At 43.5% G+C, this 13,796-nt stretch carries 7 protein-coding genes; 5 read left to right on the forward strand and 2 right to left on the reverse strand.

Annotated features, from left to right (window positions below):
- Positions 1 to 212: 212 nt before the first annotated feature.
- Both NATSA_RS14410 and NATSA_RS14415 read right to left on the reverse strand, forming a co-directional pair.
- Complete coding sequence (locus NATSA_RS14410; RefSeq protein ID WP_210513318.1) at positions 213 to 1,088, reverse strand: sugar phosphate isomerase/epimerase family protein; 876 nt, start codon at positions 1,086 to 1,088, stop codon at positions 213 to 215.
- 83 nt (positions 1,089 to 1,171) lie between these two features.
- Positions 1,172 to 2,410: a T9SS type A sorting domain-containing protein gene (locus NATSA_RS14415; protein WP_210513319.1), complete on the reverse strand. Its 1,239-nt coding sequence runs from the start codon at positions 2,408 to 2,410 to the stop codon at positions 1,172 to 1,174.
- 608 nt (positions 2,411 to 3,018) lie between these two features.
- Between NATSA_RS14415 and NATSA_RS14420 the strand changes: the two genes are divergently transcribed.
- The 5 genes from NATSA_RS14420 (at position 3,019) to NATSA_RS14440 (ending at position 13,669) form a co-directional block, all read left to right on the forward strand.
- A complete protein-coding gene (locus tag NATSA_RS14420; protein ID WP_210513320.1) occupies positions 3,019 to 5,952 on the forward strand; it encodes a TonB-dependent receptor in 2,934 nt (977 codons plus the stop codon).
- Between the two features lie 198 nt (positions 5,953 to 6,150).
- A complete protein-coding gene (locus NATSA_RS14425) occupies positions 6,151 to 7,980 on the forward strand; it encodes a T9SS type A sorting domain-containing protein (RefSeq protein WP_210513321.1) in 1,830 nt (609 codons plus the stop codon).
- 97 nt (positions 7,981 to 8,077) lie between these two features.
- Positions 8,078 to 8,662, forward strand: a complete 585-nt coding sequence (locus NATSA_RS14430; protein WP_210513322.1) for a hypothetical protein — start codon at positions 8,078 to 8,080, stop codon at positions 8,660 to 8,662.
- A gap of 161 nt (positions 8,663 to 8,823) precedes the next feature.
- Positions 8,824 to 10,917 (forward strand): fibronectin type III domain-containing protein, encoded by a 2,094-nt coding sequence (locus tag NATSA_RS14435; RefSeq protein ID WP_210513323.1) that lies wholly within the window; start codon positions 8,824 to 8,826, stop codon positions 10,915 to 10,917.
- 277 nt (positions 10,918 to 11,194) lie between these two features.
- Positions 11,195 to 13,669 (forward strand): T9SS type A sorting domain-containing protein, encoded by a 2,475-nt coding sequence (locus NATSA_RS14440; RefSeq protein WP_210513324.1) that lies wholly within the window; start codon positions 11,195 to 11,197, stop codon positions 13,667 to 13,669.
- Positions 13,670 to 13,796 lie beyond the last annotated feature (127 nt).

Raw genomic sequence — 13,796 nt, forward strand, 5'->3', positions numbered from 1 at the left:
TTGTTAGTGCAGGTTATTGAGCTGGTAGGCAGGTTTTACCAGACTCATCCATGGTTACAAGCCTTTCCTAATGAACAGGAAGGGATTAGTATGAACTCCGAAAGTTGAGTAGTGAAGCTTACATAAGAAAGTCGTCCGGGGCCAGACGACTTTCCAGTTCTATGTAAAACATTATAGCAGATTTGATCTGCGTTTCATAATGACCTTGAGAATCAGTATGTCAAGCTTGTTATATATTCATAGCTTTTAGGAACACTTGTTTTGACATCTTCAACTTCATCTTCAAGATAAAAGTATTCGATATTAGAATCCTGGGCTGCGACCAGAAGTGATTTAAAATCAACCTGTCCTTCTCCCAAGACAACCATGTGTTCACTTGGAGCACGTCCTGACAGGTCACCTTCTACACCTTCGGCCAAGTCTTTAAGATGCACTGTTTTGAAGCGGTCCGGGTACCGCTCTACTAATTCGACAGGATCATGACCCGGCCACACTACCCAAAAAACATCCAGTTGAAAATTGACATATTCCGGATTTGTATTTTGAACAATGTAGTCGAAAAGTGTACCATCTTCATATTCTCTGAACTCATAGCCATGGTTATGATATGAAAACAGCAAGTCCCGTTCCTTTAGTTGTCTTCCAAATTGATTGAAATCATTAACCGCACTTCTGGCATCCTCTATGTCAAAGGGGCTGTCATGTGGTATTGTGGCAACTCTCACATGACGCGCACCTAATATGTGTGCCTCCTCGGCAACGCGATCAATATCCTCGAGCAGATCGTCATAACCAACACCATAGGAGGTGCATCTCATCCCTCTTTCATCGAGTAAATCACGAATTTCCTGTGCTGTTTTACCAAATAAATTTGAAAACTCAATATTGGTAACCCCCATCTCCTTAATGAAGTCCAGCGTTCCAGTAAAGTCTTCTTCAAACTCATGGCGAAAAGTAAATGAGACAACACCAGGATCCGATAACAGTTGTTGCCCTTCTGTATTTTCTGTCTCACGTTCGGTATTGCAGGACAGTGTAAGGAATATTAGAAGAAAGAAAATTGCGAGTAGATTCAGTTGTATTTTCATAATAAGATGATTTGAGTGTAAGGTTGTTAAATTATTTTTTTGTGAAAAACTCTCGGTTTTAAAAACTGTGATTTTTCGGTTGGTTACTTGATTAGGGTCATGGTTTGAGATAACGTAGTCCCATTAGACTTTATCCGATATACGTAGGTTCCACTTGAGAGACCCAGTTTATTCGAGTCGAAGAGAACAGAGTGGCTTCCGGCACTCTGAGCTTCATCAATCAACGTCGTTATCTTCTGACCGTATGTATCATAAACCGTGAGAGTCACGTGCCCGGCGGACTCCAAATCATACTTTATGTTGGTTTCCGGATTAAAGGGGTTGGGAAAGTTATCATGAAGTGTAATGCTTTCGGGATTTGTGTGATTCTGATCAGAACTTGTTGTTGCCCTTTCTCTGTAATTAAGTTCAATATTCTGCCCATGCCATGAATGACCTCGATCAAAAGCATCAGTTTCAAGTTCTATTTTATCTGAATAGAATCGAGCATGCATGATACCTGTAGGTTCATCAGATCCTGGATTCCCCCCGTTTGCCGGCTGATTGACAAGATGGACACCGTCCTCTTTTAAAAGATCCCATCTGTGTGAATGACCAAATATGTAAGATTTTACATGGTCATAAGGCACTATTACATCATAAAATTTATCATAATCCATAAGGCCACGATCTATATTAGGCCATGGGTAATGGTGTCCTAAGATGTTGACCGGTTTATCATTATATTGTTTTAGAGCAGAATCGAGCCAGTGCAGTTGTACAGATCCAAGGATGCCAGATGTTTCATTTACCTGGTCGAGCGTGTCCAACAAAAAGAGATACACATAAGGAGTCTCCAGTACTTCTATATGACGATTTCGAACAGGTACTTCTTCCGGGATTTTTTCCGGGAAAACTTCGTAAAAGTTTGATCTTTTGTCATGGTTTCCCATTGTGATATAAACTGATATTCCTGCATCTGACAAAGGTTTTAACACAGATACCAAATGCTCGTATGCCTCGATTCTTCCAGCGACGTTGGCTGCATCTCCATTGATAATTACTGCGGAAGGCTGAGGACCCTCTCTCTCCAAAATCCTTTTTACCATAGAGCTATTTATGTCCATCATTTTATTCCCTTCACGATTTGATAAGTCCGGGTTCGCATCTATATGCGTATCGGCAATCAGAACAAAATAATTGGGATCAACTTCTCCTGCATCGTATTGGGAAAGTTCTTTTCCCGGCAATACGCCTGGAATTCCAAGAAGGAATCCGGTTGCAGCAGTTGTAGTTGAAGTCAAAAACTTGCGACGGCTCACGGATGGAATTTTGACAGGCATATTTGCTTATTCGTTTTAAGCTTTTAGGGTTTAACGATTCTAAAAGACTTGATAGACACACAAAAAGGTTGCAATTCTCATAGTACTTAAACGCTTAAGTAAACAACAATTTTTTTCAATGAATAACAAGAGCCGAATCTTGCTCTATTTTCAACTATCTGGCTCAAATAACTTTATCAATTTACATTAATCACAGAGTTTGACTGTAAGGATTGCATTTGCACCAGAGATTAATAAATTCAACAAAAGTCACAAAATGAATCCAAGCTTAAAGTTTTAGCCTGGCGTTTTTGACCTGACTGATTTCACCAAAAAAACCGAAGCTCGATAGCTCGATGAAGATGCCAACAAAAATGTGCGCATAATTTTTACGGTAACTTTACCGATAAAGCTTGCGGTTCCAAAAAAAATTGATTAAATATATTCTAAGAGCTGAATTTTAATATTAGAATTCCTTTTTAAAAAAATGACTGAATTTTCTCCGGGGTTTAATAACTCATCTTCTAATGGTCATTTGACTGTCATCCGCAGAGGTGAGGTTACCGGTTTTGATTATTATACATTCGCAATTACACAAATCATATTGTCATGCATAAGCTCATATTGTCATGCATAAGCTAGGTATAAAAGCTCTTCAAAAACTAAGATTACTTACGCTGTTAACCTCCTGTCTGCTGATTGCATTCGGGGCAAAAGCGACTTTTGCCGGCGAGGCCGGTCCATTTGCAGAAGCGACTTCCATGGAAGAAGAGCACGGATCGGTTACCGGCAGCGTTGTGGACGCTTCCACTGACGAAACACTTCCCGGGGCCAATGTTGTACTGAAAAATACGTCAATAGGTGCCTCAACTGATGATGACGGCAATTTTACTCTTCGCAGACTTCCGGCAGGTGAGCAAACCCTGGAGATTCGTTACCTGGGATATGACAGAAAGGAAATTCAGGTTGAGGTTGTAGCTGATGAAACTATAGAACTGAACATCCAATTGACCCCGGACCATGTTGAAGGCGAGGAAGTGATCATTCATACCCAGGCTCTGGGTCAGGCGCGGGCTATTCGCCAGCAACTCGGTTCTAATACGATAATGAACGTAGTTTCTGAGACCCGGCTCCGTGAGTTGCCTGATGCCAATGCAGCCGAATCCATCGGCCGCTTGCCCGGGGTGTCGGTACTGCGGGATGCCGGTGAAGGGCAACGAATAGCTATTCGGGGTCTGGGCCCTGAATATAGTTCGATTACCATAGATGGCAATCAGATACCGGGAACACATGAGGACAGGTCCGTTGATTTGAGTATGATTTCGCCTGATATGCTGGCAGGTATTGAAGTGTATAAAACCATACGACCGGATATGGATGCTGATGCCATCGGAGGTTCTGTGAACTTCAGGATGGGCGGAGCTCCGGAAGAAACCCAATACCGCTTGAGTGCAGAGGGCGGGTACAATAACCATATTTCAGAAGTCAGCAACTACAAAATAAACTTTCGCGGAAATGACCGTTTTTTGGATAACCGTCTTGGCGTAATGGTTTCAGCTAATGTTCAGCAGGTAGATCGCAGCTCTCATGAACTTGCGGCAAACTATCAAGTGGAGCGGGATCGCCGGCCGGGAGAACCGCACGCACCTGTTAGTATTAATACACTGCGACTTCATGACAATAGTAACACCCGTCAGCGTTACAGCGGGGGGGTGTCACTGGACTGGGAGATGGAGAACAGCCACTTTTTCTTCAACAACACCTATAATTATCAGAACAGAGACGAAATAACCCAGCAGCGCCGATACAGTTTGGATAACAACAGACAGGAATGGTGGCCTCGTCATATTGAAAGAGAAATTGCCACGTTGAATTCCACTCTGGCCGGTCAGCATGACTGGAACGTGGTTCAGGTGGACTGGCGGCTGAACCGCAGTGTTACAACCAATGAAACACCATATGACAATCAGGCAAGGTTTTCAGAATCCAGCGCACTTGATCGGTCAGGGGTGAATTTACAGGAAATGCCCACAAAAGAACTGCCCGGCCTGGCTCATAACAGGATTGAACGGTCCAATCTTGAAGCACTGATACATCAGAATTCAGAGCGAAGACAGGAAAATCTTACCGCTTCTCTTGATTTGGAGTTTCCCGTTGTCGTTGGTAGACATATTTCCGGAAATTTTAAGTTTGGAGGTAAACACTATAACAACTTCCGCGACCGCGAGACCACCGGTTATCAGGTGTTTCAATGGGAAATACCCGATCTTTACGGTATTGAAGGGATGCCCTTTGAGTGGGAGGTTGATGATGCAGGAAGAGCGCTCATGGCTCCCTTTATTGAGGATCCTGATCACAGCTATACAATACTGGATGGTGACTATGAAATGGCTTTCATTCCCTCGATTAGTACAGTTAATCAAATGTGGGATGATTATCGCGATGAGTACAGAACGATTCTGTATCCCCGCTTTAATGATTACGAGGCAAGAGAGCGAATTTCATCCGGTTATGTGATGACGGAACTCAACATTGGCCCCCGTTTAATGATCCTGCCGGGTGTTCGCTACGAATATGAGCATTCCGATTATACCGCCATGGTGGGAACGTTTCAAAACAATCCGGAAGATATAGATGAGGAGCAGATGCAAGAAGATTTCAGAGATTCCACGGAATCGCGGAATATGGGCATGTGGTTTCCAATGGTCCAGGCACGATATCAAGTAACTTCCTGGATGGATATCAGGGCTGCCCGCACTGTAACAACCTCCCGTCCTTCATTCGGCAATGTTTCTCCACAGTTCAGGATTGATTATGATGGCGGAAACGTCAACAGGGCTAACACGCAGATAAACCCATTGCGATCTACCAATTATGACCTGTTTCTGACCCTGCACCATAACCGATTCGGTTTGTTCACGGTTGGAGCATTTTATAAGGAAGTAGAAGATGTGATATACCAGCGCAACGCAAACATAATCGACCCCGAGGCCAAGGGGTTACCAGACAACACGCGACTTTTCAGGATCAGTGAACCGGTCAATAATGAAAATATGACCGAAGTCAGGGGTTTTGAGGTAGAATGGCAAAGTAACCTGACCCATTTGCCCTCACCATTCAATGGGCTGGTCGTCAATGCCAACTACTCACGTTTCCATTCCGAAGCGCACTATCATGGTTTTGAATTTGAACGAACTGCGGAAGGAATTGTAGGAGTAGATACCTTCCGGACGGCCCCGATGGTACACCAGGCTGACCATATCGCGAATGTTTCGCTGGGATATGACTATGGAGGCTTTTCTGCCCGTGTTTCCATGCAGTATCAGGGGGCTACGTTGCGGTCCATTGGAAGCCGGCCTGAAACGGATCAATATACTGATGAATATCTGCGATTTGATGCAAGCATTCGTCAGCGATTTTACAGTGATCAGCTTCACATTGTAGCCAACTTGCATAATATCACGAACCGGGAAGATCGTGCTTCTCAATTCACTTACGACAGACCCCGATCGATAGAATACTATGGAGCTGCGGTTGATTTAGGCGTAGAGTTCCGCTTTTAGTGGTATCTATTTACTGGCCGGTTAACTACAATGCAGATTCAGATAAACCACTTCGAACAAACCATAACCAAAGTAAACAAGTAACTGTGTTGATACAGATTTATGCTACAGGTTTGCAATCTGTAACAAAACACATTTCACATTGACGAAAAACGTCAATGTTTTATACCTGACAAATCAATCAATTGGAGTATGAATATGATCTCTACAAATTCAAACTATCAACAGTTTGGTGGAAAATCTTCTGCTGTGCTGTTTTTCATTCTGATGTTTACAATTTTAATTGGAAGTCAGTCCCTGAAAGCAGAAGAACTGGAAAGAATTCATGTTGAACCGGACAACTTTCCAGCTGAGATTGATGCCTTGAATCTCGCCATTGAAGAGCATGGCGGTGATGTGGTTTATGTATTGGAAAACGGAGCAACTTATTTTATAGAAGCTTCATTGGCTTTTGATCATCCCCTTCGATTCGAAGCTGAAGAAGTGCCCAGTGACAATCCACCTATCATTAGAGCTGCTACAGACCTTGAGGGTTCGTCCAACAGAATTGGTATGTACGAGGATGACTTGCATGCTCGAGGTATCTTTTTTTATGGCATAGATGATTTAGGGGGTAAAGAAACGAATCAAAGAACCACTGGTGAAGACATTCGTCTGGTGTACGAGCACTGTTATCTTATGGGTGGCAGTAACTACTTCTGGTGGCTTGGTGCTGAGGGTACCACCCTCATCATCGAAGATACGCAACTCGCCAATGCAGGGCGGCACACAAGCGCCGGGAACCAGCGTTTTGTTGACTTGAGAGGAAATGATACCGATTCGGTAATTGTCAGAAATAGCAGTATTTACAACCTGAGTTCGCATCTGCTTCGTTTGGGTGGTGCTATAGTTGATCATATCTATTTTGACCATGTAACAGTCACAAATTTCTATAATGTATTTGGTGGCGGTATAAACTTGAAACTGAGCCCGGATATTACCATCAAAAACAGCCTCTTTCAAAACGTACGGTTCGACGGAGCCTGGGAGTCCAAGGATCTCGTAGGTGATGACGGGTATGAGTATGACGGTGAGCGATATGTCTCGCAATCAGGTATGTTCTGGACTCAGACATGGGAAGACTTTGAAGACGCGGATGATCCCGATCAGCCAACCGATGAGGATCGAAGTATTGTGATAAAGAATAACAATTTTGGCGGATTGCCCGATGAAGAAGTTTTGGCAGTGTGGGACGATATAAATGATGAAGAGAATTATGTTACCGATCCCCAATGGCTTTGGGATAATCCGGATATCGATCCAGAGCATCCGGCATGGGGAGCCAGGGATACCATAGAGGTTGTGCGTACTAACTTGCCGGCTAAAGACAGTCTGCTTGTTGCCTGGCAAGAAGCAGAAAAACCTTGGGTGGATATCAGAAACAATATATACGAAAATGTAGATTTCGAGGATCCTCCTTCAAGTTTTGGGGAATCGGTCCGTGCCTGGTGGTTCGAAACATCACCTCCGCGGCACTATGACCGATGGGATGATATTGCGGACAACAGCGGACAACGCTTTTATCATCCTGCACCCGGCACTCCTGTTGACAGCGAGAATACAGCTGCATGGTTTAGGAACTTAGCCTATAACACGGATTCGCCTTCTTATACACATGCTGAAAATAATTTCCCGGTAGGCAATCTGAACTTCTTCCCTGAGATGAGACAGCGTTGGGAAGAGGGGGATTATCCTACATCAGCTGATGAACCTGAAAAGGTTGCAAAAGATTTTGAATTGGTGGGCAACTATCCTAATCCTTTCAATCCTACGACGAATATTGTGTTTGAACTTGGCGAAACAGCGGATGTTCAGATGCAGGTATACAATGTGATTGGACAGCAAGTAGCTGCTATGGAATTAGGCAGAAAGAGTCAGGGCCGTCATGAAGTAACATTTGATGCCTCAGATCTCAGTAGTGGTGTCTATTTGGTTAGAATGCATGCCAATGAACAGGTTCAAACGATACAGATGACATTGGTTAAGTAACCAAATGATTTGATTATAAGAATATCGCCAGCGGGTAATTTGGCTGGCGATGTTCTTAATTAATAATACATAACAGTCATTTTTAGTTAAGATCATTTTGAATTACATCATTTGGGTTCTGATAATTTCGCTCAATTTGCTTTTACATGCAGAGGGGAATAGTAATAAGCAGGACAAGGATTTGAAACAAGCGGTTTCTCCTGTTCTTGGTTTATTTAGCTCACTAGTCTCCAAGGAGCATAAACATGGCCATATCGACAACAATCTGGATAATGGTAATGATGCAAGATTTTCTCTGACAATATATTCAGAGCAAGACTCCACGGCTCTTTCAGGTTACTCGGAGTTTGGCAGAACGCCATCATCTTATTCAATTTATCTCAGATCTGATGATGGACGGTGTGCATTGCATTTTCTCAATATGAAAACTCCGCTAAGACAGGATATATATCAAGTGGAGGAGAAAGAAGATGCGCGCACAGCCATGGTATGTGTGCTCAATGAAGCCGATCCGGTGGAAAGGATGGCCTCTATATCCGGAAAAGTTGAGATCACCAGAATTGAGAGAGAAATTATAGCCGGGAATTTTAGTATGATTTTGAAAGGTGGAGTAACAGAAACCGAATATGAAATTTCCGGCCAATTCGAATCGCTGGATGATTTACAAAGTTTTGATTTATAAAAAAGACAAGCTGAGTTCTATGTCTGGCAGCACAGACTTTATTTTATGTAAGAGCTTATAGGTATAGGGCAAGGAGTTGCTATAAGCATGTCTTAAAAATTTGCAACAACCATGCAAAAAGCTAAATAAAACAAAAACAAAAGCAATAAAGAGGTTTGATCATGACGAAAAAAATACTAACAATAACTTTTTCAATCGCATTAATTACATCTCTTGCCTGTTATGCATCTGCACAGGGATCATTGATTGCAGATGAGCATAACATGGAATTCGATGCACATGCTACCTGGCATTTCACGAATCCTTCCAGTGTACTGTCGGATCAAAGGCCAGATGACTCCAGACAAAATAGCTGGTACCAGGAACGGTCTATTTTGGAAGCTGTCGATACACTATCGTATAGCGGTATCTATTCGGTTGCTTTTAAAGGCAACCCCGAAACCGAAACGGATAATGTCAGAATGTCCATAGACGATCCTTATGCCCAGGGTGTCAGACTGCAACATGATGTTCATGTACGGGTTTTCGTACCGGAGTCCGCAGTGGATAAGATGAATGCACTCGTAATTTATGACATGTACGATACGGGTACGGGATTTGACTATGCTCAAACCGGTTATAATCCCAATGACATCACACCCGGTGAATGGAACACCATAACCCATCACATTGACAGAGATACTGAAAAGGATTACGAAAATATTGCGCGTTTGGGTGTGAGAATGAATTATGATGAGGAGCAATCCGATGATCCTCCCATGATTTTTGTGGATTTTATCACAACCGATCCTGATGCTGCTCTTCATCCTCATCTCAGTACGCCACAAAATGTAACCACGCCATACGTTGGTGAACACTCAGTGGAGTTAAACTGGGAAGAACCGACCGGAAATGATGAAGTTGAAGAATATGTGATTTATCGCGGTGATTTCGAGGACATAGCTCTTGAAGATTATGACGAAATAGGACGTACTGACGATCTGCAATACACCGATGACGGATTGCGGCACAGTACCGATTATAATTATCGCATTGTGGCCTTAAGTACAGATTCATTATACACGGATCCCTCTGATATTGCCTGGGCACAGACGGAAGCTATTGAATTTGAATCATTTGCGACATGGCACTTCACAAATCCTTCCAATGTACTTTCAGATCAGAGACCTGAAAACAGGGAGGAAAACACATGGTACCAAGAACGTGCCATACTGGAAGCGGTAGATACATTGTCATATAGTGGCATCAACTCGGTAGCATTCAAAGGAAATCCCGAGACTCTAAGTGATGATAATAACTTCCGTATGTCTATTGACAATCCTTATGCACAGGGGGTCCAGCTTCAGCAGGATATTCATGCCTACGTTTATGTACCGGAATCAGAGGTTGAAAAAATTGATGCTGTAGTTATTTTTCATATGTATGATCACGGTGGAGGGTTTGACTACAGCCAAACTAGTTACAATTTTTCAGGTGATGACGGTATAACACCAGGGGAATGGAATAAAATAACTCACTGGATCGACGAAGACCGAACAATGAGAGACGATGTGAATCTGGCTCGCATGGGACTTCGGATCAATTTTGATACCGATTATGCCGATGACCCTCCTATGATGTTTGCAGACTTTGTAAGCACTGATCCGGATGCCCCGCTTCACCCGCATTTAACCCCGCCCAGAGACGTATCTGCAACTGATATTACCGATTCATCAGCTGTACTTTTATGGGAAGAGCCGGAAGGAGATGATAGTGTGGAAGAGTATATTGTCTATCGCGGTGGTTTTGATGATGTGGCTTTCGAAGACTTTGAAGAAATCGACCGCACCGATAATACTACTTACACTGACTCTGGATTAGAACCGGAAACCGATTATCACTATCGTATCGTTGCGGTAAGTACTGAGGGGCTTGTAACCGATCCGACAGATATCACATGGGTAGAAACCGAAGCTTTGCCAACCGGAGTTGATAATGAAGAAACCCCGGTTGCTTTTGAGCTCAAAGGCAATTACCCAAATCCGTTCAACCCGGTCACAAATATTGTGTATCAAATTCCCGAACAAGCAGAGGTAACCCTGAAAGTCTACAACGTTACCGGCCAGCTTGTTGCAACCCTGGTAGATAACTCGGTTCAGAGTGCGGGGCAATATACGGTAGAATTTGATGCCATTGGACTTGCTTCCGGTGTATATCTGTATCGACTGGAGGCGGGCGACTTTGTTCAAACGCAGCAAATGATGCTAGTCAAGTAAGCTGCATTTAAGCTGATATGATTGGTTTGGATTTCTAAAACGACAGGGTAATGGGACTGACTGTGCCTCAGGTACAGTCAGTCCCCTGTTATATACGGAAAAATAAATCTTGCATAGTACCATTTGCTATTTTTACACATTACATCCCCCTCATCTTTTTTTATCAAAAATTTTTATGAATTATCCACCCTCGTTCCAGTTTAGCAATTGGCTGGAACTATCTTGTTTTAAAAAGTCTGCACTTTTTTTTGCCGCTTTAGTTTTACCTTCAATGGTCATGTCGGAGGATAGCAATATGCCATTCGACAATGATTCCGGAACTGCAAATTCCGGTACTTGGAATTCATCCATTATCTATCTTGGCGATGATGGTCACCTGATCTATCACTCTGATGAAGATGGTAACCGTATACCTGACTTTAGTCACGCCGGGTATCATGGCGGAGGCGTGGATTTGCCGGACGTACAGGTAGAAATAACTCTGGATCCTTCAGATTCCGGAGATGATACCGAACAAATACAACAGGCGCTTGATGACGTTGGCCAAGTGGAAAAAGATGAGAACGGGCACAGGGGTGCTGTGCTGCTGAACCCTGGTACATACCATATTTCTGACCGAATCATAATCGGTGAGAGCGGAGTTGTATTACGCGGATCCGGTGACGGGGAAGATCCGTCTTCCAATTCGGTTATCCATGCTTCCAAAGACATAGGCAATGTTTCCATTCAGGTCGGGACCGGCAACGTAAACTGGGGTGCCGCCTCAGGGTCACCGATGACTGAAATTGTTACAGATTTTGTCACGGTAGGTTCCAGAGTGTTTGAAGTAAATGACGCAGACAGATTTGATGTCGGTGATGACATAATTTTATTCCATAGTGCAACTGATGAATGGGTAGAAGCGGTTGACTTTGGTGGGCGTCCCTTTACAGCTCCGAATCCCTGGCGGGCCGGAGAGAGTAATCTGCATATCTACATGAAGAGAAAAATTGTTGGCATGGAGGGTAACAATATTGCCATTGATGTGCCAGTGTATAATCACCTGGACCGGTCCCTCTCTGAGGTATTGATGTACAAGCCTGATTTCAGTGATCTGGTAACCGAGTCGGGGGTAGAGGATTTTCGACTTGTTCTGGAAAGTGATGACCCGCAATCTGACGAACACGGGAACCATGCCATTTATTTTGATGGTGTGGAACACAGCTGGGCCGATGGCGTAACGGCAATGCATTTCAGACATACCGGATTCGGAACCAGATACGCAAGTTTCGTCACCATACAAAATACACGTGCATTGGAACCGCACTCCCCGATTGATGGTGCCAGACGGTACAATTATAATGCCAGTATCCGTTCAAATAATATTTTATTTACTGAAAACAAGGCAACCGAAGGGAGACACTGTTTTTTATCCAATGGTACGGCTTCTGTTTCCGGAGTAGTATTTCACGACAGTGAATCATTTGGTGCTCATAATACATCGGAAGGTCACCGGCGCTGGAGCCAGGGATTGTTATTTGACAATCTCGTCTTCCGGGAGACCAATGATAACCGAATTATTGGTGTGTATAATCGCGGAGACTGGGGTACCCGGCACGGATGGAGTGCGGCTCACTCTGTAGTCTGGAATTCTGATCCGGATCAGGGCAACCGGATCTTTGTTCAGCAACCTCCAACGGCACAAAACTACGGTATCGCAAATCGTGGAATTGTGACGGGGGATGGACCCTGGGAAGGGCCCGATGGACATATTGAAGGTACAGGTGAGACACCAGCTATTGCATCATTGTATGAAGCCCAGCTCGAAGAGCGCCTTGCACATGGCACGCCTCCCGATGCTCCTGGTCCGCTAAAAGTGATACCGGATGATGAGAGTAAAAATCTGAAGCTGGAGTGGACATATACCGGATTGTCCGAAAAGGATATTGTAATAGAACGATCGGTAAATCAGGGTGACTTCGAGGTTTTGGAAATCGTAAGCTCTGATGAGTCTGCATATACTGATGAAGATACGGGTGAAAATGAATATCGGTATCGCGTTGCCGCCAGGGATCAGGGGCGAATGTCAGCCTGGTCAAACCTGAGCGGATTTAATCAGAAATTATCAGCTTTTATTTTGCGAAGCCCGGCAACCGGTTCGCATGTTACAGTTACTGACGATCCTGATAAGGATTTGAGTTTATGGTGGAATGATTTCGAGAGTGACCATGAGATTTCTTATACTTGGTATTTGGATCATGCAGACGGAGATTTTTCTGATGCCCTATTGGAACGGGATGTTGATACTCAGCTTATTGAAGTTCCACATAGTGTCATTTACCAAAAGCTGAGTGAAGAAGGTTTGGATATCGACTCGACTTTCCACGGGCAATGGACGGTGAAGGCTACTGTCGGACCATCGGAAATTTGGGCCGATGAACCTTTTGAAATTTTCATAGAACGTGACGGAACCGGTACCCAATCCGGGGACAAAGATAAAACCCATCCGGAAAACGTTGAGCTTCATCAAAACTATCCCAACCCGTTTAATCCAACAACGGTTATCAGGTTTGAAGTACCTCATACCGAACATGTGCTCCTTGAAGTATTCGATGTGTCAGGCAGAAAGATATCGACGCTGGTAGATGAAACTGTATCAGCGGGAACGCATCAGGTTACTTTCGATGCCTCTGGTTTATCATCTGGTTTGTACCTGTACAGGATGCAAATCAATCATCTTTTGCAAAGCAGGCAAATGATGTTTATTAAATAAAAGTCTGATACTTTACTCATGAACTTTTTTAAAAAGAGTTATTTAATCAAAAAAAGTACATGGCAGGCGTAATTAAATCTGCCTTTACAGATTCTGATCCTTTAAATACTCCTTTCAAATAAAACTG

Origin of the sequence: Natronogracilivirga saccharolytica (assembly GCF_017921895.1) — a bacterium.
In the GTDB taxonomy this organism is placed as follows: Bacteria; Bacteroidota; Rhodothermia; order Balneolales; family Natronogracilivirgulaceae; genus Natronogracilivirga; species Natronogracilivirga saccharolytica.